This window comes from Ruegeria sp. YTSC199 (assembly GCF_059609725.1).
The window spans coordinates 239,824-262,795 of record NZ_JBXWMF010000004.1 but is presented as its reverse complement, the minus strand read 5'-3'; the positions used below and the strand labels follow the sequence as shown (position 1 = coordinate 262,795).

19 protein-coding genes and 1 tRNA gene are annotated in these 22,972 nt (G+C 58.4%); 10 read left to right on the top strand and 10 right to left on the bottom strand.

The features are described 5' to 3' along the window. A tRNA-Met gene (locus AC2FEE_RS05830) sits at nucleotides 1-77 on the top strand. Nucleotides 78-401: 324 nt separating this feature from the next. On the opposite strand, the gene AC2FEE_RS05825 is transcribed toward AC2FEE_RS05830, so the two are convergent. From AC2FEE_RS05825 to AC2FEE_RS05815, 3 genes are all read right to left on the bottom strand, one after another. Then, a complete protein-coding gene (locus tag AC2FEE_RS05825; RefSeq protein ID WP_496863700.1) occupies nucleotides 402-902 on the bottom strand; it encodes a ClbS/DfsB family four-helix bundle protein in 501 nt (166 codons plus the stop codon). A 373-nt stretch (nucleotides 903-1,275) separates the two neighbouring features. Further along, nucleotides 1,276-4,596 carry an adenylate/guanylate cyclase domain-containing protein gene (locus tag AC2FEE_RS05820; RefSeq protein WP_496863699.1) on the bottom strand — a complete coding sequence of 1,107 codons (3,321 nt, stop codon included), beginning with the start codon at nucleotides 4,594-4,596 and terminating at the stop codon, nucleotides 1,276-1,278. Between the two features lie 314 nt (nucleotides 4,597-4,910). Beyond that, nucleotides 4,911-5,381 (bottom strand): aminoacyl-tRNA deacylase, encoded by a 471-nt coding sequence (locus AC2FEE_RS05815; RefSeq protein WP_496863698.1) that lies wholly within the window; start codon nucleotides 5,379-5,381, stop codon nucleotides 4,911-4,913. Between the two features lie 308 nt (nucleotides 5,382-5,689). On the opposite strand from AC2FEE_RS05815, the gene AC2FEE_RS05810 reads away from it, so the two are divergent. Next, entirely contained in the window at nucleotides 5,690-6,637 is a 948-nt protein-coding gene (locus AC2FEE_RS05810; RefSeq protein WP_496863697.1) for a formylglycine-generating enzyme family protein, read from the top strand. A gap of 73 nt (nucleotides 6,638-6,710) precedes the next feature. On the opposite strand, the gene AC2FEE_RS05805 is transcribed toward AC2FEE_RS05810, so the two are convergent. From AC2FEE_RS05805 to AC2FEE_RS05785, 5 genes are read right to left on the bottom strand one after another with little or no spacing between them, the layout of a single operon-like run. After that, the gene (locus AC2FEE_RS05805; protein WP_496863696.1) at nucleotides 6,711-7,094 is read right to left on the bottom strand and encodes a carboxymuconolactone decarboxylase family protein; all 384 of its coding nucleotides are present in this window, start codon (nucleotides 7,092-7,094) and stop codon (nucleotides 6,711-6,713) included. Nucleotides 7,095-7,111: 17 nt separating this feature from the next. Next, on the bottom strand, nucleotides 7,112-7,852 hold the full coding sequence (locus tag AC2FEE_RS05800) for a sulfotransferase-like domain-containing protein (RefSeq protein ID WP_496863694.1): 741 nt from the start codon (nucleotides 7,850-7,852) through the stop codon (nucleotides 7,112-7,114). A gap of 18 nt (nucleotides 7,853-7,870) precedes the next feature. After that, entirely contained in the window at nucleotides 7,871-8,689 is an 819-nt protein-coding gene (locus tag AC2FEE_RS05795) for a hypothetical protein (protein WP_496863692.1), read from the bottom strand. 19 nt (nucleotides 8,690-8,708) lie between these two features. Further along, nucleotides 8,709-9,797: an aromatic ring-hydroxylating oxygenase subunit alpha gene (locus AC2FEE_RS05790; protein ID WP_496863690.1), complete on the bottom strand. Its 1,089-nt coding sequence runs from the start codon at nucleotides 9,795-9,797 to the stop codon at nucleotides 8,709-8,711. Continuing rightward, on the bottom strand, nucleotides 9,794-10,681 hold the full coding sequence (locus AC2FEE_RS05785; protein ID WP_496863689.1) for a MurR/RpiR family transcriptional regulator: 888 nt from the start codon (nucleotides 10,679-10,681) through the stop codon (nucleotides 9,794-9,796). Before AC2FEE_RS05785 ends, AC2FEE_RS05790 begins: the two co-directional genes overlap by 4 nt. A 68-nt stretch (nucleotides 10,682-10,749) precedes the next feature. On the opposite strand from AC2FEE_RS05785, the gene AC2FEE_RS05780 reads away from it, so the two are divergent. The 7 genes from AC2FEE_RS05780 to AC2FEE_RS05750 are packed head-to-tail and all read left to right on the top strand — an operon-like array spanning nucleotide 10,750 to nucleotide 19,445. Next, nucleotides 10,750-13,203 (top strand): FAD-dependent oxidoreductase, encoded by a 2,454-nt coding sequence (locus AC2FEE_RS05780; RefSeq protein ID WP_496863688.1) that lies wholly within the window; start codon nucleotides 10,750-10,752, stop codon nucleotides 13,201-13,203. Further along, nucleotides 13,203-14,285, top strand: a complete 1,083-nt coding sequence (locus AC2FEE_RS05775) for an alcohol dehydrogenase family protein (protein WP_496863687.1) — start codon at nucleotides 13,203-13,205, stop codon at nucleotides 14,283-14,285. The genes AC2FEE_RS05780 and AC2FEE_RS05775 overlap by 1 nt, the downstream gene beginning before the upstream one ends. Next, the gene (locus AC2FEE_RS05770; RefSeq protein ID WP_496863686.1) at nucleotides 14,282-14,860 is read left to right on the top strand and encodes a dimethylsulfonioproprionate lyase family protein; all 579 of its coding nucleotides are present in this window, start codon (nucleotides 14,282-14,284) and stop codon (nucleotides 14,858-14,860) included. Before AC2FEE_RS05775 ends, AC2FEE_RS05770 begins: the two co-directional genes overlap by 4 nt. After that, complete coding sequence (locus tag AC2FEE_RS05765; RefSeq protein WP_496863684.1) at nucleotides 14,857-15,963, top strand: mandelate racemase/muconate lactonizing enzyme family protein; 1,107 nt, start codon at nucleotides 14,857-14,859, stop codon at nucleotides 15,961-15,963. Before AC2FEE_RS05770 ends, AC2FEE_RS05765 begins: the two co-directional genes overlap by 4 nt. Next, a complete protein-coding gene (locus AC2FEE_RS05760) occupies nucleotides 15,960-17,066 on the top strand; it encodes a mandelate racemase/muconate lactonizing enzyme family protein (protein ID WP_496863683.1) in 1,107 nt (368 codons plus the stop codon). Before AC2FEE_RS05765 ends, AC2FEE_RS05760 begins: the two co-directional genes overlap by 4 nt. Further along, complete coding sequence (locus AC2FEE_RS05755) at nucleotides 17,063-18,166, top strand: mandelate racemase/muconate lactonizing enzyme family protein (protein WP_496863681.1); 1,104 nt, start codon at nucleotides 17,063-17,065, stop codon at nucleotides 18,164-18,166. Before AC2FEE_RS05760 ends, AC2FEE_RS05755 begins: the two co-directional genes overlap by 4 nt. 1 nt (nucleotide 18,167) lies before the next feature. Next, nucleotides 18,168-19,445 (top strand): aspartate aminotransferase family protein, encoded by a 1,278-nt coding sequence (locus tag AC2FEE_RS05750; RefSeq protein WP_496863680.1) that lies wholly within the window; start codon nucleotides 18,168-18,170, stop codon nucleotides 19,443-19,445. Between the two features lie 223 nt (nucleotides 19,446-19,668). Here the strand turns inward: AC2FEE_RS05750 and hemC are convergent, their stop codons facing one another. Next, entirely contained in the window at nucleotides 19,669-20,628 is a 960-nt protein-coding gene (hemC, locus tag AC2FEE_RS05745) for a hydroxymethylbilane synthase (RefSeq protein WP_496863679.1), read from the bottom strand. 108 nt (nucleotides 20,629-20,736) lie between these two features. Here hemC and hemE point away from each other — a divergent pair, with 108 nt between their 5' ends. Further along, nucleotides 20,737-21,771, top strand: coding sequence for a uroporphyrinogen decarboxylase (hemE, locus tag AC2FEE_RS05740; RefSeq protein WP_496863677.1), 1,035 nt, complete (start codon nucleotides 20,737-20,739; stop codon nucleotides 21,769-21,771). A gap of 51 nt (nucleotides 21,772-21,822) precedes the next feature. Here hemE and AC2FEE_RS05735 read toward each other — a convergent pair whose 3' ends face one another. Beyond that, on the bottom strand, nucleotides 21,823-22,932 hold the full coding sequence (locus AC2FEE_RS05735; RefSeq protein WP_496863676.1) for a CaiB/BaiF CoA transferase family protein: 1,110 nt from the start codon (nucleotides 22,930-22,932) through the stop codon (nucleotides 21,823-21,825). Nucleotides 22,933-22,972 lie beyond the last annotated feature (40 nt).

The window sequence follows — 22,972 nt, the reverse complement described above, 5'->3', positions numbered from 1 at the left end:
CGCGGGATGGAGCAGCCCGGTAGCTCGTCAGGCTCATAACCTGAAGGTCGTAGGTTCAAATCCTACTCCCGCAACCAGCGTCGGAATATCTCAAAAACAGCCCGTTCAGACTACAATTGATTCCCCGGATCAATTGCTTAACGTCTTCTCCTCGTCAGGCTCATAACCTGAAGAGCAGAGATTCAAATCCTACTCCCGAAACCAAAAAATTACACACAATAGCAGATGTTTACGCGCCGCCTTCGGGCGGTGTTTCCATTTGTGCCAAAAGCAACCGATGCTGCGGTTTAGATGAATGGCTCCTCTAGTGCACGAAGTTCATCTGAGAGCGTAAGACTACGCTACTGCACTCCTTGGTTTCGCAACCTTGAAGGTCAGACATGCGGCCAGTAGAATTGGCCTCATTTGGCGCTACGCAATGCCTTGCGAATGTAGGTGTTGGCAGACCGGAAATGTGATGGACCGGATGCTTCGGCAAACCGACCAAGGGTCCATCTGCCGGTCCAGGGGTGGGTGCCACTAGTGTAGAGTGAGCCCTCGTCATGAGCGTCGATAAATCGCCGTAGTTTGTCGCAAGCAGATTCGAAATCCGAGAGGAGATTTGCCCAAGGAGTATTGTTGCCTCTCGCATACAGCGGCGCGTTGTACTCCTTAAGTTGGTTCCACTTATAGCCCTTGGCTGGCACATGAACCTCCCGTCCTGCAACGCCGTCTTCGTACCAACCGTGGAACATGCCCATCCAGTGGGTTCGGTGAGCGATGACACCTTTGATCGTGGTGTCGTCATCAGGGGTCGACAAAGAGGATTGCGCTTCGTCGACGCCATCGAGCGTCTTGCGTAGCTTGGCCAAATCCTTGTCGAAGGCGGCAAGCAAATCGATCTTGTTCGTTGCTGCTGGCATGGCTCACCACTACTCAAAAAAGCAGATCTGTTTCTTGATATGGGTCAATGATGCTTGATCTTGTTAACGGAGTGGTAGCGGTCTTTCGGGCCGATGCAGAAAAAAGTCCACTTAGTCCCGCTCCTCTGCCATATGCCACCCGGTTCTGAATGTCCGGAACACGGCCGCTTCGGCTGCATCAGGTTGGCTGCAGGCATGGAAGACTCTTGCGATTTACTGGTCAGTTGCGAGTTCACCCAAAGCTTGAGAGTTCATGATGTCTGTATCCTTTTTGAGGCATCAAAAACTGCTCAGAATAGCCTTATGAGGTCCAATTAAGGAGTTGGATGCAACGCTTACGGACTACCTCAACGCAGAAAACAAAGCCATACACTTAACCGGCTGTTGATTCTTCAAGGATTGCACGGGCATCGCTCACGTCGATCGTATTTTCTCCGCCTATGACTTTCCGCAAGGCAGTACATAGATCGGAAATGGCGGCAGGCGCCGTTGCGAATTTCTTGCATTGTCTAAAGTACTCTACCGAAGTTCGAAGTTCGAACATTTTTGCTTGCTGTTGCCGCGCAGTCTTCAAAGCTTCACGAAACTCGGCTTCGGCGGGCATGGTCTCCGAACTCGTCAGCGCGTAGACCCGGTCCGTTTCGGCTTGAGCCCAACCCTCATTTGTCAGGCTTTGGTGCTTGCGTGCTTCGGCCAGCAAGTCCCGCGCACTTTCCCGATCACCTGTTTTGAGAGTGAGTTCGGCAATCAATGTAAGGAAAAACGGCCTGTAGTTCCCCGCTCCGCTGTCCCACCATGCTTCTGCCGAATTTCGTAACATACGGATCGTTTCCGGGTCGGGCGAGACATAGGCATTCACCCAGCTTCGCCAGAGAACTGCAGTCACAGACATGAACGTAAAGGAATGCTTTGCAGCCAGTTCCTCAAGTTGGTCAACAACCTCAACTACCTGTTCGGGTTCCCGGCGCAGAAGATGAAGCATGCACAGGTAGGTAAGTGATTGCGCGATGCTGTGTGCATGCTCTAGCTCTCGAGCGGCGGCTACCGCTTGGTTTTGGATTTCCAGTGCTTTGTCCGGGGCGCCGCGCATCCAAATTGCCAAGCTCAAGAAACACGAGGTGATTGCTGCGTGGTCCGACCCATAAATAAAAGCCAGATGCCCATCCCGCTTCGGACTGTAGAGCTCGAGTGCCTGTTTCAAGTTTTCGTAAGCTGGATCCAGTTCACCAATGTGAAACAACACTGCACCCATTGCACGATGAGCCACCATCTGATGTTGCGTTTCAACGGTTGATTCCGCCAAGTTTAACAATTCTCCTGCAACACTCCTGGCCAGATCATATTCAGCACGCACCAAATGAAACGAATACAATCCGTTCAAAACCGGGAACAAGTGCCCTGTTTCTTCGATGCGCTCACACAGGTCTCGTATTCGTTCGTAAACAGAACCGGTCTCATCGGCGGCTATCCCGGCCGTCGATCGCAGAACACCTGCTCTGAGGACCTGTATCTCAATTTCCTTACGGTCTCGTTCGTTGCTTTGGCTTTGCTCGCGCAACTGCTCGATCGCCAGAGAGAGCTGTGTGTTCGCCTCAATGTTCGCGGAACGCTGAACCGCGTGCTGACCCGCGAGGTAACGGCAGTCGATCGCTTCCTTGCCCATTCCGGCCATCGTGTAGTGATGCGCCAGAATTTCCGGACCGGCATCACCTATGTGAAGTGCATCCTGGTTGAGCGTCTCAGCGACACGCGCGTGCAGGACCCTGCGCTCGCTTTTCAAAAGGCTGTTGTAGGCAGTGTCACGAATAAGGGCATGACGATAGCTGAAGGTTTCCGGACCTTCTGATGCGGTAGTTGTAACAATGCCCGCGTCAACCAAAAGCTCCAAACTCGAGCGCAACGCCTTTTCGCCAAATCGGGAGATTTCGGCTATCAACGGATAGGAAAATTGTGGCCCGACTACCGCCCCGATCTGAGCCACTTCCTTGGCCGAACTCAATCGGTCGAGACGGGCCATGAGCGCATCGTGCAATGTGCTGGGAACTGGGCTTGCTGAAGAAGATGCACGCATCGGATGAGACTCGATGCCTTTGGTAAAAGCGCCTGATTCAAAAAGGTCTTTTGTCACCTCTTCGACGTAAAGCGGTACACCATCAGATCTGGCCGCAATCAACTCGTACATTTCATCGGAGATTGACTGACCTTGGGCAACTTCATCCACGATGCTTTTGACTTGGTGGAAATCCAGTTGCCTCAATACAACTTTCGTAAGGTTCGATTGTAGCGCCCAGCGCGGATCGAATTCGGGCCTGAATGTCATCACCACCAGTACAGGAAGGTCTTTGATCTGATCCACGATCCGGTCCAGCAGCAACTTGGTAGTCGGGTCAACCCAATGCGCGTCCTCAAACAAGAGAAGCACCGGTTTCTCAGACGCCAGAGATGTCAGCTTTTCCAGCAACATTCCCAGCGTCTGATCCATGATTTGCTGTGGCGTCAAATCCAATGACCCCAATTGCTCTTCGAATGGAACAGAGAGAAGTGACGCTGCCAACTTCAATACATGGTTGGACGGATCACCCAGAACCGAGGAAATCTTCTTGAGCTTCGCTTCGTTAGACTCGTCAGACCGCAGTTTTGCGGCACCCTCGAATTGACGAATGACAGGGTAAAACGCACTCGCGAAATGATAGGGTGAACACTGGTATCGAATTTGAGTGTGCGACACGCCCGAAGTGTTCTGACGCAGCTCTTCAACCAGCCGAGATTTGCCAATTCCCGGCTCACCCGACACCAGCACAACCTGACCTTGACCACCACAGGCCAGCTTCCACTTTTCGTTCAGGATCTCATATTCAGCCGCGCGACCAATCAAAGGCTTCAGCAACACATCGTCTAGGGCCATGAAGCGGCTGACAGTTTCTCGCGCTCCGGTCACTTGCCAGGCTTCGACCTCTTTCGCAAAACCCTTGAGCTTGAATGCGCCGCGCAAAACATACTCGAAAGCGTCCCCGGCCAACTGATGCGTGCTTGGTGCGATAATCAGCGTGCCAGGATCTGCCATTGCCTGAAGACGCGCAGCCAGATTTGGCGTCTCGCCCATGGCTGTTCCATCCTCAAACATCTTTTCGCCGCGTAAATCGCCGACGACTACCAGGCCGGTCGCGATCCCAATTCGGACATTCAGTTTCGCATGGGTCCGGATGGCGGGGATTTCCTTTATGATCCGCAGGCCCGCGCGAACCGCACGCTCGGGGTCATCTTCATGGGCATGGGGAAATCCGAAAAAAACCATGATTCCATCGCCGTAATAGCTGGCGATGTGACCATCAAAGGCGGCAACAGATGCAGCACATGTTTCCTTGAAAAGGCGAAGGACTTCGGCCAGGTCTTCCGGATCGACGCGCTGGGAAATTTCTGTAGACCCGACCAGATCGATAAACATGACGGTAAGTTGCCGTCGCTCTGCCACAATGGCAGGGCCCTGGTCTGTGTTTTGCGGGCGGCGCCCTCCCTCAGGACCGGAACGAACAGCTTTCATGAAGCGCCGCCTCGGGCCGAGAGGAAGCCCGATTGTGACAAGGTCCTCGTCGGTTAACTCTGTCAGATCACCGAGTTCGATTTCGTGCTCTTCGAAGGCGCCCCCATATTTGGATAAACCGTGTTTTTCCAGCCAGACCGCGATATCGGACATATTTGATCTTTTGCTTGCTGTTTCAGCAGAACTGTCGTCTGCAGTCCACCAGCATGCATCCCCCTGTTTACTTGGTCTTTTCAGGACACCCCGCAGTTTTTACCGAAGTATCCAGTACCTTTTTCTCAATGAAGTACCCCGATCCGGTTTTGGTCAAGGGGTTCATGGCCTTTTACTGGATTGGGTTCGCCAACAATTCCGCAAAAACAGGTTTGCGTCTACTTTGACCACTTTGGGCTTAGTGCAAACGCAAGTCAGTTGGTCAAACCTAACCCAATAGGCCCAACTCCTGACTTCCAGTCTTCATCCGGTACCTAGTGCATGCAGCAGAAAGCCCCATGCTGGACGTCTTTCATCAACGTATCGAAATCCTTGCCGCGCATCTCAACCAGATTTTTGTGGTCACCTGCTTCAAACCAGATTTTGTCCAACCCGGTCAGGCTATTGTCGACGACGGTCGGCAGATCATAGGCTTCGCCAACAGGCGGTACCGCGCCGAGGGCGCAGTCATCGAACAGACCATCCATTTCAGATTCCGGAGCCAGGCCAAGACGGCGGTTCATCATCGATTGCAGGGCGGTGAGGTCAACCTGATGATTGCTGGGCAGAACCGCAATCATAGGGCCTTCCTCCATGTGGATAAGAACCGATTTGGCGAGATGATCGCCGGGGACATGCGCCGCTTCGGCACATTCGGCGGCGGTTGCGGCATATGGATGTGGAACAATGTCAAACGGAAGCCCTTGGGCATCCAGATGATGTTTCAGACGAGTCGCAATGGTCATTTGGCCCTCCGTATCATCGAAGGCGTCCCGGTCGCGAAACGTGTGGCGGTGCGCAACTAGGGCGCAAGTGTGTGTGAGCCCATAGTGTGCGCCGATTGGCTGGATCGGGCAAGGGGTAGGATGCGCGGTCGGCTGGAAGGAGCTGGAACAGATCTGGTTGTCATCTGTCCCAACACACCTGACGACGGCGGACTTATGTACAACGGCGGCGTATAAGCGGAGCATCTTGACAAAGTGTTGTTGGAAGAGCTGTTTGCTGCTCGCCAAATCCAAGACCCATCAGGTATTTGAGCCAAGGAGTTGTTTCCATGAGATACGGTTTTCTGTTGTCGGCCATCACGACAACAGCGCAAGCGCAGTATCGGATTGCTGATGGAACACAGGTAAACGTACTGGAGATGTTTCAGGAATGTGACGTCTGCCCCGAAATGATCGTCTTGCCCCTTGGTGAGTTCGAAATGGGTGGTCCTCCGGGCGAGTCAAAGCAGAATGTTAAGTTTGATCGCTCTGGAAAATGGATACTTGTCACCCCGGATGATCCCTACATAGCGTTTCATGAGGGGCCGGTTCACTCTGTCACGATAGACTTGCCCGTCGCAATGGGACGCAACGAAGTCACTTACGATGAATGGATGGCCTGCGTGAATGATGGCGGGTGCGGTGGGTACGAACCTGAGGATTTCATTCGGTTACCAAAATCGCAGCGCGCGAAGGTCATTTGGAAACATCCGGTCATCACTGTCTCTAACCTGGACGTGGCTTTGTACACAGATTGGTTGAACGGCAAGGTGGGGGCGGACGTTTATCGCCTGCCAACCGAAGCTGAATGGGAATATGCTGCCCGCGCCGGGACACAAACTCCTTTTGCCCAGGGCGAAGAGGTGACAACGGATCAGGTGAACTTTCTGGGCAGCGCGACCGAGATCATGTTGGGCGAAGAATTCCCAGACCTTGTCTCGCGCGGTAAGCCTGTGCCGGTGGATGAACTGGATGCCGCCAATGCCTGGGGCCTGCGGCACATGTCCGGCAATGTGGTGGAAAGAACAATGTCCTGCTGGACAGACACGTATGAGGGGTGGGAGACGTCCAGCCTCTACTTGGAAAAGGCCCGCGAACAAAACTGCGAAAGACGCGTTACTCGAGGTGGGGCGTACCCGGCGGCCATGGATAGCTCACGTGTTGCTGGACGGGGCAGCGGCTTGGAAGACAATCGTACAAGCGTTTCGGGGTTCCGTGTTTTGAGAGACCTAAAGTGAGTGTTCTCGCCCACAGGTGACGGCGCAAAAAAGACTATCCTGCATCCAGACTGGAACTATCGAAGCGGCTCGGTCACTCGTTCTCCAAAACACGCCGCGCAACGCGAAAGCACTCCAGCGCCTGAGGTACGCCGCAATAGATGCCGACCACGTGGATGATGGCGCGGATTTCTTCTTTGGTCACGCCGTTGTTCAGCGCGCCTTTGCAGTGAATTTCCCACTCGTGCATCTTTCCAAGCGCCCCGATCATCGACAGATTCATCATCGACCGGGTTTTCGCGTCGATAACGTCGTCGCCCCAGCCAAAGCCCCAGCACCAGGCGGTCATCGCCTCCTGAAACGGGCGGGTGAAGTCATCCGCGGCCGCCAGGTTCTTTTCCACATACTCGGCGCCCAGAGTGCCTTTGCGTTGTTCCAGCCCTTTGAGGAAAAGGTCTTCGTCGAAAATATCTGCCATGTGGGGTCTCCGGTGCTTCAGCGCGTTAGTCGGTGTTTGTAGAGGTGATCATAATGCGGTTTCATCCGGCGATGCACCTGTTTCACCCGGTCCGGCGCATCGTCGATTTCGATATATTTGCGAGGCTGCGGCGCAAGACCAGTCGAGTTCGCAAGGTTGGCGTGGAAAGATCCTCCATCCCACCAGCTGTGGGCTGAAGGGTCGCCGCCTGCCTCCCAGCTGAGGGCGTTTTCGATGAAGGGGATGCCGACGGCGTCGCAGAACTTTTGTGTCATGGTATGCGGGTCTTCCAGCAGATCATCACTGTCGATCACTGGCGGCGGGGTGCCGTTCAGCGCCGTCAACAAGTCGAACAGGGCGCGTTGTTCGGGAAAACCGACCTCACCCTCGGCGAAGTCGGGCCAGCGCTTGTACATCGAGGTGATGGATTTGGCCGGGCCGCGGATCAGGAAGGCGTGGTTGAAGTGCGAAAGGAACTCTGCATCCCACATGTGGTTGATGTAATGCGGGAAATCCTTGATGAACACCGGCCCCTTTTGGGCACGCGCCTGAATGTCCTGCCACACGCTGTGCAGCGTCAGGCCGGGCGTTGTCACGTCCCCCGGTTTGAACCGGTGCCACAGCGGGTCTTCGCCCTGATACCAGGCCTCACCGAAAGGTTCGTGCAGGCAATCCAGATCGCCACGTTGCCTCATCATCCATTCAAAGGCCGTTGAGGTGGACCGGGGCACCGCCCAGAGCGCGAGGATCTTGTGCATCTGTCTGGGACCTCCGGGCTAGAGCCGTTTCAAAAGCTGGCCATGCGGTGTTTCCGGCGACAGGCCAAGCGATTTGAATATGCGCCAATAGAGCGCGATGTCGTGGCCGATCACCGGCTTGCCAAGGGCCGTCTCCAGCATATCCGCCAGATGTAGTGGGCGTTGTGGCAAACCGTTCGGGCCGGTTCGGAAATTGCACATCCCGTTGATCAGGATTGCATCGGCCTGCGGGGCCTGCTCGGCAACATATTCGAAGCTTCTGAGCGCCAGGTCGCCTTCAAACACCCAGCGACAGCCGTTGACCTCTTCCTGACTGGCGAACCACCCCTGATCATGAAAATTGCCCGCGTACAGAACATCGAACCCGGCCTCAAGCAGGAACTCGACCGTACCCTGCCACCATTCCGGCCAGTGATAGGCGGCGTTCAGCGCGATTTTTTCGACGTTCATGTCACGCAGGGCCTCGACCATCGCGTACCCGGCCATGTGAAACTGCGTTCCGTATTTGTCGGACAGGTCGGCACAATGCTGACGAACGCCCTCGACCCCCAGCCCGGAGGCATGGACCCAATTGGACCCGACCTGTCCGCAAACATCGACACCGTTGCGGGACATGCAGTGGACAAAACCCTCGAGCATGCCAAAGTTCTGTTTGCGCTGATCCAGCCCGTGAGCATAGTCCGGCACGTGCAGCATCCATCCATGCACGCCAACCGTTTCGGGACACATGCGCAGGAAGTCCGACGGCGCCGCATCGAAGTCAAAGGGCGGGCAGGTGAAGCCCACTTGGTGCGGGAACAGCTTATGCTCCGGGCGCCACTTTTTTGGCATCAGCATGGGCGGATCGCCAAGATCATTAGTCTACCGCCTCTTGCATCCATTGCTGCAGGCGGGCGATCGAGTGTTCCGACATCACGCCGCAACCGGGGTCCAGCACCAGCGGGCCGGGTCGGTACCCTCGGGATTTGAGGCCGCGGTGGACGCTTTCGACAAGGTGGATGTCCTCTTCGACCGTGGTTTCCCGGTCCTGTACCGCCAGTTGCCGGATCACCGCGCTTTCCGAGCCGCCCTCGGTGTACCAGCCGCGCCAGACGGTACAGTGATCGGCATCATTGGCGCGCCAGTGATAGGTGTTCAGCACGTTGCCCGGGTAGCACTGGAACGAGAACATCGGCCATAGGAACCAAGATTGATAGTCGCCCGCGTGGGGCACTGTCAGGTCGATGGGGTAGGTCATCTTGTCGAGGCTCTGGCACTCGGTCGTGTGGCGCAAGACATACCCGCCGCCTGCGTCGGGCTGGATGTCATAGGTCTCGGGCTTGACCACGCCCTCGGCAAAGGTCGGGTGATTGGTCGGGCAGTGGTAGCATTCCGAGTAGTTTTCGATGCTGACCTTCCAGTTGCAGTTTTCCGGAATCTCGACCCATTCCAGTGGCTCCAGATCATCAATATGCGGAACAAAGGCACGGATTTCCTCGCGCACGCCGGGGTACCATTCATCCATTGGCGCGGCGTCATCGTCGAGGTTGACGAAGATGAAGCCGTTGAAATCCTCGGTGCGGACCGAGGTCAGGCAGATTGTGTTGCGGTCGAAACCGGGGACGGACTTGATATTGGGTGCGGCACGCAACTGGCCGGACAATTCATAAGTCCAGGCGTGGTAGGGGCAGACGACGACGCGCGTATTGCCCGCGCCGGTCACCATCTCATGCGCGCGGTGCTGGCAGACATTGTAGAAGGTGCGGATTTCTCCGTCGCGACCGCGGATGCAGAACAGGTTCTGCCCGGCGATTTCAAAGGCGAAATAGTCGCCGGTTTCCCGTACCTGCGCCACATGGCCCGCGAACTGCCACGTTCTGGATAACAGGCCCTGCATCTCCTGCTCGAATATCGCAGGGTCAGTGTAATAGCGCGCATCCAATGAGTGGGTCAGGGGTGCGTTCATTCGGGTTCCTCCGCGTAGAGGCCAAGTTGGTGTCTGCGTTGGTGAAACCGTTCAACCCGTTCGACAATCTCGTCACTGGAAACCGCGATCACGAAGGACAGCAGCGTTTCCAGCAGCGCGATGGTTGAAACGGATGACGGGAAGAATTGCGGCGTGTCGGCGGCAACGACAAAGCCGTGCTGCGCGTTCAGAATGACCGGGCTGGCCGGGCTGTCCGAGATGCCGATCACGGTCAGCCCCTGTAGACGGGCCAGTTTGATCGCTTCGATCACCTCGGTCCGGTAGGGATGGCAGGTGATGGCGATCAGCACGTCCTGCTCGTCCGCCCATGCCAGATCATCCACCGGGGTCGAGCCGGGGCGGGGGATGGCATGGAACTGCTTCATTCCAGTTGAGGCGAGATATGTAAAATTGCGCGCGTTCGAGTTGTTGACGCCCACACCCAGCGTGAAAATCTGGCGGCAGTTCCAGATATCCTCGGCCGCGGCCTTCAGGCGTTCAGGGTCAATCCCACCAAAGGTGTCCTCGATATTGCGGATCGCGGCCCCGATCATGTCGGCGTAAAGCCCGCCCAATTCACCCGACTTGCCGATGGTCTGCAACCAGCGGGCGCGGTCGGGAAACGACACGCTGCCCTGCCGAATCGCGTCGCGGAACGGGGCGCGGAAATCTTCGTACCCTTCGAATCCCACCTGCCGCGCCATGCGGACGAAAGTGTTGGGTTTGACATTGGCGGCCTCGGCAATCTCTCGCACCGTTGAAACCCCAACATCTGTTGGGTTTTCCAGTACGTAACGCGCGGCTTTCTGCGCCTCAGGGGTCAGGGCATCCCACTCCTCTGTGAGGCGATCGAGAACGATTGATGATACATTTGTGTCATTCATGATTGACGATGGTACATTTGTGGAATTAGCCTGTCGAGCAGAAACGCGACTCGGGAAGAGGAAAAATCATGTCCGAGAAGAATCTGCCCACCCACGCCCGTGTGGTCATCGTCGGAGGCGGCGTCATGGGGGTCGGTCTGGCCTATCATTTGGCGCATGAGGGGTGGGGTGATGACACCGTTCTGCTGGAAAAGGCCGAGCTGACCAGTGGCAGCACATGGCACGCGGCGGGGCAGATCACACATTCGACCTCAAGCTTCGGACTGGGCAAATGCGTGGACTACAACATTGGTCTCTATTCCGGCCAGTTGGAGGCCGAAACCGGTCAGCCGGTGACGTGGCACGGCTGCGGATCATTCCGTTTGGCCTACACCCAGGACGAGATGGATTGGCTGCGCCACACCCTGTCGGTGGGCCGTTCGCTGGGCTTCAACATTGAACTGGTCGGGCCTGAGAAAGTGGCCGAACTGCACCCGTTCTATAATCTCGATGGCGTATTGGGTGCGCTGCATACGCCGGATGACGGCCACGTGGACCCGACCAACGTCACCATGGCGATGGCTGCCGGCGCACGTCAAAAGGGCGTGCGCATCTTCCGCAGCTGTCGCGCGACCAACATCACGCAGGCCGAAAATGGCGAGTGGGTGGTTGAGACAGAGCAAGGCATCATTACCTGCGAGCATGTAGTGAACGCAGGCGGCACCTATGCCCGTCAGATGGGCGAATGGTCGGGCCTGCAACTGCCCATGACCTCGATGACGCACCATTACTTTGTGACCGAGCCGGTGCCAGAGTTCCAGAACCTTGACAGGGAGCTGCCGGTGATCCGCGATGACCGCAAGGTCTCGGGCTATATCCGGATGGAGCAACAGCGGGGTCTGATCGGGGTTTATGAGAAAGAAAACCCGAACTCGGTTTGGCATGACCATTGTCCCTGGGAATACGAGAACTGGCTGTTTGACGCGGATTATGACCGGGTGATGCCGTGGCTAGAGGAAAGCCTGAACCGGATGCCGATCTTTGCTGAGTTGGGAATTCAGCGTGATGTACATGGGGCGATTTCGCACCCGCCCGATGGCAACCCTCTGATCGGGCCTGCGCCGGGTGTGCGGAATTACTGGTGTTGTTGCGGAACACAGATTGGCATCGGCTGGGGTCCGGGTCTGACCCGCGAACTGGCGCGGTGGATGGTTCACGGGGGAGCCGACATCTCGATGCGCGAGTTCGATCCGCGCCGTTTCGGCAGTTATGCGACCAAGGACTGGCAGGTGATCAAGGCCGAAGAGGATTACTGCCTGCGCCACGAAATCCCTTTCCCGCATTTCAACCGCCTGGAAGGGCGTCCGATCAAACCGTCGCCGCTGTACGAACTGCTGAAATCCAAGGGCGCGGTGCATGAGGAAGTTTATGGCTTTGAACGCCCCCGCTGGTTCGCGCGGGACGGTGTGGAGCAACGCGATCACTATTCCTTCCGTCGCACACCCGCTGACGACATGGTCGCGGCTGAGGTCAAAGCGGTGCGCGAGAGCGTTGGCATCATGGATGTCACCGCCTTCACGAAGGTCGAGGTCTCGGGACCGGACGCCTATGCCCTGCTGGACCGGCTGACTGCCAACCGGATGCCGCAAAAGGTCGGTTCGATCACGCTGACCCATATGCTGAACCGCCGTGGTCGGATCGAGTTGGAGACCACAATCGTCCGAATGGCCGAAGACCGCTTCTATCTGGTCTGCGCAGCTTTCTTCGAACAACGCCTGCTGGACCACCTGATGCAACGACGCACGGATGAAGATGTTCAGATTATCGCTCTGTCCGCCGATTGGTCGGCCCTGTCGCTGAACGGTCCCCGGTCGCGCGACGTGCTGGCGCGCTGCACCAATGCCGATCTGACGAATGCTGGGTTCCGCTGGCTTTCGGCGCAAGAGATCACCATCGCGGGTCACAAGGTCTGGGCGTTCCGAATGTCCTATGCCGGTGAACTGGGCTGGGAACTGCACATGCCCAACGCCGCCTGCCTCGACGTCTACAATGATCTTTGGGCAGCGGGTGAGCCGCATGGCATCACCGACTATGGCAGTTTTGCCATGAACGTGATGCGGATGGAGAAAGGTTTCAAAGGCGCAGGTGAGCTGACCAACGAGGTCACGCTGGCCGAGGCCGACGTGCTGCGATTTGCCCGTACCGACAAGGACTATCTTGGCAAGGACAAGACTCTGAACACTGACCTGCCTTGGATCTGCGCCTATCTTGAGATCGAACCGGACAGTGAGATCGATGGTCATGGCGGTGAGGCGGTGATGTTGGACGGGCGCGTTGTGGGATCAACCGCCTCGGTTGCCTATGGCCATACAGTCGGAAAAATCCTCGCTTTTGCGTACATCGAGCCCGAGGCGGCAACGCCCGGAACCGCCCTGCAGGTCGTGATCCATGGCAAACCCCGCTCGGCCTGCGTGCTGGCTGAGGCGGCCTATGATCCACAAAACCGGCTACCGCGCACCGACGCGGCATTGGAGATCGTGTGATGACCCTGCCCAATACGATGAAAGCCATGGTCACGATGGGCCATGGCGGTCTGGAACAGATGGTGCTGCACAAAGACTGGCCGCGCCCCAGTCCCGCGCCCGGAGAGGTGCTGATCAAGGTCGCCGCCTGCGGTCTGAACAACACCGACGTGAACACGCGCTCGGGCTGGTATTCCAAGACTGTCACCGACGCAACGACCGGTGGCGCGTTTGACAAGGTTGGAGAGGATGACCCCACATGGGGCGGCAACCCGATCACTTTCCCGCGCATACAAGGGGCTGATATCTGCGGTGAAATCGTGGCTGTGGGCGCAGGCGTCGACAGTGCCCGCATCGGCGAGCGGGTGATCACTGATGGCTGGCTGCGCGATCCGGACGATCCACAGAACAAGGACAAGACCGGGTATTACGGCTCAGAACGGGATGGTGGGTTTGCCGAATACGCCACGACTCTGGCGGTGAACGCGGTGCCGATAAACTCCGGGCTGTCGGATGCGGAACTGGCGACCTTCTCCTGCTCTTACTCAACCGCCGAAGGGATGCTGACCCGTGCCAACGTGACCAACACCGACACGGTTCTGATCCCTGGAGCCTCGGGCGGTGTCGGAGGCGCGCTGGTGCAACTGGCCAAACGGCGCGGCGCGCGCGTGATCGCGATGGCGTCCGAGGCAAAACATGCGGATGTGGCGGAACTGGGGCCAGACGTGATCCTGCCGCGCGCGCCCGAAAACCTGCGCGCGAAACTGGGTGGTGAAAAGATCACCGTGGTGGCTGATGTGGTGGGCGGCCCGTACTGGCCGAAACTGATCGACATTCTGGAACGCGGTGGGCGTTACACGTGTTCCGGAGCGATCGCCGGCCCGATGGTCGCGTTCGACCTGCGGACCTTTTACCTGCGCGACCTGACCTTCACCGGCTCGACCGTGATCGACCCGCAGGTCATGCGGAACCTCGTGCAATACATCGAGGCCGGTGAGATCAAATCCGCCCTCGCCGCAACCTATCCGTTGGAGAAACTGCGCGAGGCGCAAGCCGCTTTCATCGCGAAACAGCACACCGGGAATATTGTGGTGATCCCATGACACTGGACGACGTATTGGAAGCCGCACGGCAATTACATCAGACGCATCCCGATCTGTCGGGTTTTGGTGCGTGGCCAACAGACCTGACCGCAACCCAATTGCAGCCGAGTCATATTCCCGCAGTCGATCTGGTAAGTGAATTCGATGCAGGCGGTAGCGAAAACACCCGAGTGTTATCCGAGGCGATAGCGGCCACCGCGCATCTGGCCCATTGGAAGCTGACCTATACCGAGGATGAAGTCGGTGCCGACTTCCTGCAACGCTATGGGTATTACGAGTTGTTTGGGCCGACCGGTCATTTCCACTCGACCCAGTTGCGGGGCTACGTGGCCTATTGGGGGGCGGGCCTGAACTATAACTGGCACAGCCATCAGGCCGAGGAACTGTATCTGACACTCGCAGGCGGGGCTGTGTTCCGAGTCCCGGGTAATGAGTGTTTTGTGGGGCCGAACCAGACACGTCACCATGAAAGCTGTCAAAGCCACGCGATGACCACGACTGACCAGCCTATCCTGACTTTTGTCCTTTGGCGTGGCGAAGGCATGGACGATCTGCCACGGATGGATGCCGCATGAAGATCACCCGCATTCGCATCTATCAGACCGGTCTGCCCTACGTGAGCGGCGCTTATGCCTGGGGTGCGGGCAATGCGATTGAAACGGCCATCGCCTCGGTCGTTGTCATTGACACCGATGCCGGGTTGCAGGGCTGTGGCGAGTTTACGCCCTGTGGTGAAAACTACATGGTTGCCCATTCCGAGGGGGTGTCGGCCTTGGCGCGGCTGGTGGCTCCAAAGTTGTTGGGGGAAGACCCCCGGCAGGTGGGGCGGATCGAACAGTTGATGGATCATCTGGTGCAGGGGCACGGATACGCCAAGGCTCCGTTTGACGCGGCTTGCTGGGACATTCTGGGGCAGGCCTGCGATCAACCTGTCTGGATGCTGCTGGGCGGTAGACTGACCGATGGTGCCCCGATGTACCGGGTCGCACCGCAGAAGGCTGTGGATGAGACGGTGGCCGAGATGAACGCCTACCGCGATCAGGGCTATCGCCAGTTCCAGATTAAGGTCGGTGGCGACTGGGTTGCTGATATTGACCGCATTCGCGCCACGGTGCCTTTGCTGCAATCGGGTGAAAAAGCGATGGCCGATGCCAATCAAGGCTGGCGCGTGGACAATGCGATCCGGGTGGCGCGGGCAACGCGCGATCTGGATTTCATTCTGGAACAGCCCTGTCGCACCTATGAGGAATGCCAACAGGTCCGCCGGGTGGCCGAACAGCCGATGAAGCTGGACGAATGCGTCACCGGCATGCATGTGGCTCAACGCATCGTTGCGGATCGTGGGGCCGAAATCTGCTGCCTGAAAATCTCGAACCTCGGCGGCCTCAGCAAGGCGCGGCGGGTGCGGGACTATCTGGTAGAGAACCGCATTCCGGTGGTCAGCGAGGATACATGGGGCGGAGAGATCACTACGTCGGTCGTCGCGCATTTCGCGGCATCGACCCCCGAAGAGTTCCTGCAGAACACCACCGATCTGATGAGTTACAACACCCGATCCACCGGGCTCGGCGGGCCGGTTTCGCGGGATGGCAAGCTCTTCGCCCCCGATACGCCCGGGCTGGGCGTGACCCCGGATTTCGAAAGCCTCGGAGTGCCTGTGGCGGAGTATGCCCTATGAAGATCAAGGCCATCACTGTTTATCAGGTCGATTTGCCGTTGGAGCATCCCTATTGGCTGTCCGCGGGGCGGCTGAAGTTCGAAACGCTCGACGCGACGCTGGTTAAGATCGAAACCGACGCAGGTCTGACCGGCTGGGGAGAGGGCACGCCTTGGGGCCACACCTATGTGCCCGCGCATGGGCCGGGTATTCGCGCCGGGATTGAAACAATGGCACCGTTCATCCTTGGCCTCGACCCGCGCAAGGTGCTGGAGGTAGAGCGTGCAATGGACCTTGCGCTGCCCGGGCATCTTTACGCCAAAAGCCCGATCGACATGGCCTGCTGGGATATCGCCGGGCAGGCAGCGGAGCTGCCAATCGCCGATTTGATGGGTGGTGGGTCACGCACACCGCGCCCGATTGCCTCGTCGGTAGGGGCGAAAACCATCGAGGAAACCCGCGAGGTGATGAAGCGCTATCGCAGCTGCGGCTATATCGCACATTCGGTGAAAATTGGCGGCAACGTGGAACGCGACATTGCCCGCGTTCGTGACGTGGAAAACATCCGGCGACCGAGAGAAATCATCCTCTATGACGTCAACCGCGGCTGGACCCGGCAACAGGCCCTGCGGGTGATGAGCGCCTGCGAGGACCTGAACGTAATATTCGAACAACCCGGCGAGACTCTGAACGACGTCGCCGCGATCTCGGGTCGTCATGCCTCGCCCGTGTCAGTTGACGAAAGCCTCGTAACCCTGCAGGACGCCGCCCGTATTGCCCGCGATGGGCTGGCCGAGTTCTTCGGGATCAAGCTGAATCGTGTGGGTGGCCTGACCAAGGCCGCGCGGATGCGGGATATCGCGCTGGCGCATGGCATCGACATGTTCGTGATGGCGACCGGAGGTTCGGTTCTTGCCGATACCGAGGCGTTGCATCTTGCCGCTACCATTCCGGATGACAATTGCCTCGCCGTTTGGGCCTGTCAGGACATGATTACCGTCGATATCGCAGGCGGTCGTGGCCCGCGCAACATAGACGGCCACCTGCATCTGCCCGAGACGCCGGGTCTTGGCGTGCACCCCGACGAAGATGCGTTAGGCGATCCGGTTGGAGTGTATCGATGAAGATCAACAAAATAACGCTCTGGTCCGTCGACCTGACCAGCCATGAGACCTATCACATGGCCGACGGCAAGACCTGCGCAACCGTGCCCTCTCATATTCTGTGTCTCGAAACGGATGTCGGCCTGAAGGGATGGGGCGAGGTCTGCCCGATCCCGCACTACTTGCCTGCTTATGCGAATGGCGTACCAGGAGCGATCACGGAAATGGGGCCTGAAATCCTGGGCATGTCACCGTTTGGTGCCGACGCGCCGATGTGCAAACTGGACGGATTCCTGCAGGGTCACGCTTACGCCAAGTCCATCGTCGATATCGCCCTGTGGGACCTGTTCGGGCAGGCCACCGGGCAACCGGTTTATGCGTTGCTGGGTGGACGGACGCGCAAGGACATGGCGCTTTACCATTCGATCACCTGCATCGCACCTGATGAGATGGCCCGCATCGCCCAGTCCGCCTATCAGGCCGGGATCCGCCAGTTTCAGGTCAAGCTGGGGGTCGAGGCGGATTGGCAGGCCGATGCCGAGCGCCTGATCAAAGTGCGTGAGTCCGTGGGGCCGGGGCCGTTGGTCTATGGCGACTGGAATTGCGGCGCATCACGCCTGCAGGCCACGCGGACGGGTCGCGCTGTAGCGCATCTGGACGTGATGCTGGAACAACCCTGCAAAACGCTGGAAGATTGCGCGGCCGTTCGGCAGGCCACCGGTTTGCCGATGAAGATCGACGAGAACGCCCATGATCTGGCCTCGCTGCTGCGCGCGCATGAGCTGGGCTGTATGGATGCTGTCGCACTGAAACTATCGAAATTCGGCGGGCTTTCGGCCATGCGCCGGGCACGGGATCTGACGGTGCATTTGGGGGCCGAGATTTGCGCCGAATGCACTTGGGGCTCGGATATCGTCACCGCCGCTTCGTTGCACTTTGCCGCCTCGACCCCGCACGGGTCGTTGCTGAACACCTGCGATCTGTCGTTTTATGTGGCCCCGCGCGTCTGCCCGGACGCACCAAACCGTGAAGATGGCCGGATTGCCCCGCCCGAAGGTCCGGGGTTAGGTGTGGTGCCAGACCCCGAAATCCTTGGTTCCCCGATATTGGAGATCGTTTGAGATGCTGAAAATCAACACTCAATCCGAATGGATCGCCCGTGCGAATGAGGTTCTGCCTGCCGGGGGATTTGGCAATTTCGACCCCGGTATTATCATTGCCTGTGGCCAAGGCAGCCGGGTCTGGGATGAGGATGGCACTGAATATATCGACTATCTGATCGGCTCCGGACCCATGCTGCTGGGCCATGGCCACCCCGAGGTGATGGAGGCCGTGCTGGAGCAACTGCCCAAAGGCATGACGTTTTTTGCCAACAACACTAAAGGCATCGAACTGGCCGAGGCCATCGTCGAGGCCGTGCCCTGCTGCAAACAGGTGCGTTTTGTCGCTTCGGGCGGTGAGGCGGATATGTACGCCATCCGTCTGGCCCGCGCCTACACCGGACGCAACAAGATCCTGAAATTCGAAGGCGGCTACCACGGTATGAGCGCCGAGGCGCAAATGAGCCTCGCCCCCAGCCGCCGGGTCAATTTTCCACAGGCGGTGCCGGATAGTGCCGGTATTCCCGACAGCGTAGCCGAGCAGATGCTGATCGCGCCCTTCAACGATCTCGAGGCCGTCGCGGCCCTGCTGGACGAACATGACGACATCGCTGCGATCATGGTCGAGCCGCTGCAGCGGATCATCCCGCCCCTGCCCGGATACCTGCAGGGTCTGCGCGATCTTTGCGACAAGCACAACGTCTTGCTGATTTTCGATGAGATCGTCACCGGCTTCCGGCTGGCCTATGGTGGCGCGCAGGAACGATATGGGGTTACGCCCGATATCTGCACCTTGGGTAAGATCACCGGTGGAGGCTTTCCTCTGGCCGCGCTGGGCGCAAGTGCAGAGATTATGAAGCATTTCGACAAGGCGCAGGTGGGCGAAGGGGGGTGGCTGATGCAGTTGGGTACCTTGTCCGGGAACCCTGTCGCCTCAGTCGCAGGTCTTAAAACGATGGAAATTTTGCGGCGTGAAGGCACCTATGACCAGTTGCGTGCAACCGGGGCCGCGTTGCAACAGATGCAAGTGGAGGCCCTGAACAAAGCGGGCATTCCCCATCGCGTTGTCGGCGATGAAACGCTGTTCGATATCTATTTTACCGACGCCGCCTGCCGCGATTACCGCAGCGCCAAACATGACGTCCCGCGTCGGAATGTCGTTTACAACGATACGTTGCGCGCGCATGGGATTTTCAAATCCCCCGGCAAGCTTTATCCGTCATTGGCTGTGACCAAGGCTGATCTGGAACAGACCCGCGCGGCTGTTGAAAAGGCGGTAGGAGCTATCAGCGCTGCCTGACATTCGGTACTGAAAAGAAATGGGCCGCTGTCGAAATATGACAGCGGCCCTAACCGATCAGTGATTTGGTACAGTCTCGCCCCCTCGAATACCACTTAAGCGAAAAAACTGAAAAAACTTTCGACTTTATCGAGATTGTTCCTTCATCTCATCGGTGTGACACCTTAATGCCAGATCGGGATGCAACCTACAGTGAAGTAATTCACATTACTCAAATTTTTTTTCAATTTCTCCAGTCGAAGAAGCCCGGACCAGCTTTTTCTAACAGTGAATGTGCCATCGCGCGGCCCATTTCGGCACCGTCGGCAACCGCGCCGTTGATGTCTTCCGAGATCGACTCGGACCCGTCTGGGCGCAGCACTTCGCCGCGTAGGCGCAGCTGGTTGCCCTGCATTTCAGCCAGCCCGGCGATCGGGGTTTCGCACGAGCCATCCAGCGCGGCCAGCAAGGCACGTTCGGCAGCGAGGCGCTGGCCGGTTTCGGCGTGATGGATTGCCTCAAGCATACCCGCAGCGCGGGAATCGTCACTGCGACGCTCGATGCCGATCGTGCCCTGCGCGATAGCAGGCAGCATGTCCTCGGGCGCGATGGCGGTGGCTGGAACCTCGTCCATGTTCAGGCGGCGGATGCCGGCCATGGCCAGAAAAGTACAGTCGGCCACGCCGTCGGCCAGCTTTTTCAGCCGGGTTTGCACGTTGCCGCGGAACTCGACCACATTCAGGTCGGGCCGCCGGTTCAGCAGTTGCGCCCGGCGGCGCAGCGACGACGTGCCGACCACCGCGCCCTGTGACAGGTCGTGGATCGAGCTCAGGCTGGGTGAGATGAACGCATCGCGCACATCTTCGCGCGGCAGGAAGGTGTCCAGCACCAGACCCTCGGGCTGTTCCACCGGCATGTCCTTGGTGGAATGCACCGCGATGTCGATGTCGCCCCGCAGCATCGCCTCTTCGATTTCCTTGGTGAACAGGCCCTTGTTGCCGATCTCTTTCAGCGGGCGATCCGCGTCGATCATGGCGCGGTTGTCGCCGGTGGTCTTGATCACCACGATTTCGAACGCCTCTTCCGGCAGGTCGAATGCCGTGCCCAGTCGTTGCCGGGTTTCATAGGCTTGTGCCAGCGCCAGGGGCGAGCCACGGGTGCCGATCTTGAGCGGTGAGGCGGGTGTGGGCAGGTTCAGTGTCATGCGCACAGCTTTAGTCGCGTCACATTGCCCTGACAATGGGGGCATGGCTTGACAAATTGCCGCCGAAGGCAGACCCGTTGCGACAAACCGGATGATTGGGGGGCAAAGATGGCCGAGACAAAGACACTGCTGCGGGCGCTGGCGGGCGAGGTACAGGATGTACCGCCGATCTGGATGATGCGTCAGGCCGGGCGGTATCTGCCGGAATACCGGGCGACACGTGCGCAGGCGGGGGATTTCCTTTCGCTGTGCTACAACCCGGAACTGGCGGCCGAGGTGACCCTGCAGCCGATCCGACGCTACGGGTTCGACGCGGCGATTCTGTTTGCCGACATCCTGCTGGTGCCGCAGGCCCTGGGCGCGGATCTGTGGTTCGTCACCGGGGAAGGCCCGCGTCTGTCGACCATCACGCAGCAATCGGAATTCGATGCTCTGAAACCGGTTGAGGACATCCACGAGACCCTGTCACCCGTGTATGAGACTGTCCGCATCCTGTCGCGGGAATTGCCGTCCGAAACGACTCTGATCGGGTTTGCGGGCGCACCATGGACGGTGGCCACCTATATGATCGCCGGACGTGGTACGCCGGATCAGGGTCCGGCCCATGCGCTGCGCGAGGAAAACACCGCCCTGTTTGAAGCGCTTTTGGAGCGGATCACGCTGGCGACGATCGAATACCTTTCGGCGCAGATCGAGGCAGGGGCCGAGGTGGTCAAGATCTTTGACAGTTGGGCCGGGTCCCTGAAGGGCGAAGCGTTCCGGAAATACGCAGTTGAGCCGTGCCGCGTGATTACGCAGGCCATCAAGGAACGCCATCCCGGTATCCCGGTGATCGGTTTCCCGCGCGAGGCTGGCGACGGGTATATCGGCTTCGCCAAGGCGACCGGAGTGGATTGTGTCGCGCTGGACAACTCGGTATCGCCGGAATGGGCGGCCGAGCATGTGCAAGTCGATGGTTGCGTGCAGGGCAATCTGGCCTCGTCGCATATGGTGACCGGAGGTCAGGCGCTGGTGGATGAGACGCGCCGGATCGTCGAGGCGTTCTCGAAGGGGCCGCATATTTTCAACCTCGGTCACGGGATCACGCCGGATGCGAATCCGGAAAACGTACAACTGATGATCGACACGGTGCGCGGCCGGTAAAAGGGAATAACCCCTTCTTGACCTATGGCCAATTCATCCCTCGGATTGTTCTCAGCCAGATGAAGAAGCGGGCGTTTGTTGCGCGTTCAACTCGTTAAGAATGTCCTTGCGGTGTTCTCCGCGCGTGGGGCTGGGTTTGGGCTGCCATTCGAAGTTAGAGAATCTGGGGGCGGCGGCGGCTTGCAGGGCGCCGTCGGGTGCGTGCCACGTCTGGCGCGCGATATTCATCGGATGGACCTGTGCTTCGGTTGGGCTGAGGACCGGTGCAACGCAGGCATCAGTGCCTTCGAACAGGTCTGCCCAATGGTCCCGGGGTTTTCCGGCGAAGATTTCGATTAGGCGTTGGGTGAGTGCGGGCCAGGTTGCGGGATTGTACTGCTGTTGGAAATCCGGATTGTCTGACAGGCCCATCTTATCCAAAAACAGGACGTAGAATTTGGGTTCAAGGCATTGGACCGTCACGAAGCCGCCATCGGCGCAGGCGTAGGTGCGGCTCCAGTGTGGGCCGTCCAGCAGGCTTTGGCCGCGCCTGTCGGACAGGTTACCGGATTGGCCCAGACTCATCAGCAGGTTCATCATATGCGCCGATCCATCGTAGATTGCGGCGTCGACCACAGTGCCTGTGCCGGTTCTCTGCGCGTTCAGCAGCCCGGCCAGAAGACCCGCGACCAGATACATGGCGCCGCCGCCAATGTCACCGACCAGTGTGGCCGGGGTTTGTGGCGGTTGGTCAGGGGCGGAGCCGTACCAGAGCGCGCCGGACAAGGCGATATAGTTCAGGTCATGACCGGCCGTATTAGACAAGGGGCTTTCCTGACCCCAGCCGGTCATCCGGCCGTAGACCAGCTTGGGGTTCAGGTCATGGCAGGTGGCGGGGCCGAGGCCGAGTTTTTCCATCACGCCTGGGCGGAAGCCTTCGGTCAGCGCATCGGCCGAGGTGATCAGGCGTTTGGCAACCTGCAGATCGCCCGAATCTTTCAGGTCCAGATCAATCGATCGTTTGCCGCGATCCAGAATCGAACGCTCCGGCATTCCTGGTGTTATCGCTTGCCCTTTGCGGTGAATGGTAATCACATCCGCGCCCATATCCGCCAGCAGCATGGCTGCAAAGGGAGCGGGGCCCAGCCCCTCGATTTCAATAATTCGAATACCGTTTAGCATCGCGCCCCTCCGTTTCGCCGCAGGGTTTCGGGATCGCTGT

What these genes read in the sequence shown, in the direction of transcription:
- AC2FEE_RS05735 (WP_496863676.1), bottom strand. Translation starts at nt 22,932, where the DNA reads ATGCTAAACGGTATTCGAATTATTGAAATCGAGGGGCTGGGCCCCGCT.
- AC2FEE_RS05815 (WP_496863698.1), bottom strand. Translation starts at nt 5,381, where the DNA reads ATGACCATTGCGACTCGTCTGAAACATCATCTGGATGCCCAAGGGCTT.
- AC2FEE_RS05785 (WP_496863689.1), bottom strand. Translation starts at nt 10,681, where the DNA reads ATGAATGACACAAATGTATCATCAATCGTTCTCGATCGCCTCACAGAG.
- AC2FEE_RS05805 (WP_496863696.1), bottom strand. Translation starts at nt 7,094, where the DNA reads ATGGCAGATATTTTCGACGAAGACCTTTTCCTCAAAGGGCTGGAACAA.
- AC2FEE_RS05755 (WP_496863681.1), top strand. Translation starts at nt 17,063, where the DNA reads ATGAAGATCAACAAAATAACGCTCTGGTCCGTCGACCTGACCAGCCAT.
- AC2FEE_RS05780 (WP_496863688.1), top strand. Translation starts at nt 10,750, where the DNA reads ATGTCCGAGAAGAATCTGCCCACCCACGCCCGTGTGGTCATCGTCGGA.
- AC2FEE_RS05795 (WP_496863692.1), bottom strand. Translation starts at nt 8,689, where the DNA reads ATGCTGATGCCAAAAAAGTGGCGCCCGGAGCATAAGCTGTTCCCGCAC.
- AC2FEE_RS05750 (WP_496863680.1), top strand. Translation starts at nt 18,168, where the DNA reads ATGCTGAAAATCAACACTCAATCCGAATGGATCGCCCGTGCGAATGAG.
- AC2FEE_RS05770 (WP_496863686.1), top strand. Translation starts at nt 14,282, where the DNA reads ATGACACTGGACGACGTATTGGAAGCCGCACGGCAATTACATCAGACG.
- AC2FEE_RS05790 (WP_496863690.1), bottom strand. Translation starts at nt 9,797, where the DNA reads ATGAACGCACCCCTGACCCACTCATTGGATGCGCGCTATTACACTGAC.
- AC2FEE_RS05760 (WP_496863683.1), top strand. Translation starts at nt 15,960, where the DNA reads ATGAAGATCAAGGCCATCACTGTTTATCAGGTCGATTTGCCGTTGGAG.
- hemC (WP_496863679.1), bottom strand. Translation starts at nt 20,628, where the DNA reads ATGACACTGAACCTGCCCACACCCGCCTCACCGCTCAAGATCGGCACC.
- hemE (WP_496863677.1), top strand. Translation starts at nt 20,737, where the DNA reads ATGGCCGAGACAAAGACACTGCTGCGGGCGCTGGCGGGCGAGGTACAG.
- AC2FEE_RS05825 (WP_496863700.1), bottom strand. Translation starts at nt 902, where the DNA reads ATGCCAGCAGCAACGAACAAGATCGATTTGCTTGCCGCCTTCGACAAG.
- AC2FEE_RS05800 (WP_496863694.1), bottom strand. Translation starts at nt 7,852, where the DNA reads ATGCACAAGATCCTCGCGCTCTGGGCGGTGCCCCGGTCCACCTCAACG.
- AC2FEE_RS05775 (WP_496863687.1), top strand. Translation starts at nt 13,203, where the DNA reads ATGACCCTGCCCAATACGATGAAAGCCATGGTCACGATGGGCCATGGC.
- AC2FEE_RS05820 (WP_496863699.1), bottom strand. Translation starts at nt 4,596, where the DNA reads ATGTCCGATATCGCGGTCTGGCTGGAAAAACACGGTTTATCCAAATAT.
- AC2FEE_RS05810 (WP_496863697.1), top strand. Translation starts at nt 5,690, where the DNA reads ATGAGATACGGTTTTCTGTTGTCGGCCATCACGACAACAGCGCAAGCG.
- AC2FEE_RS05765 (WP_496863684.1), top strand. Translation starts at nt 14,857, where the DNA reads ATGAAGATCACCCGCATTCGCATCTATCAGACCGGTCTGCCCTACGTG.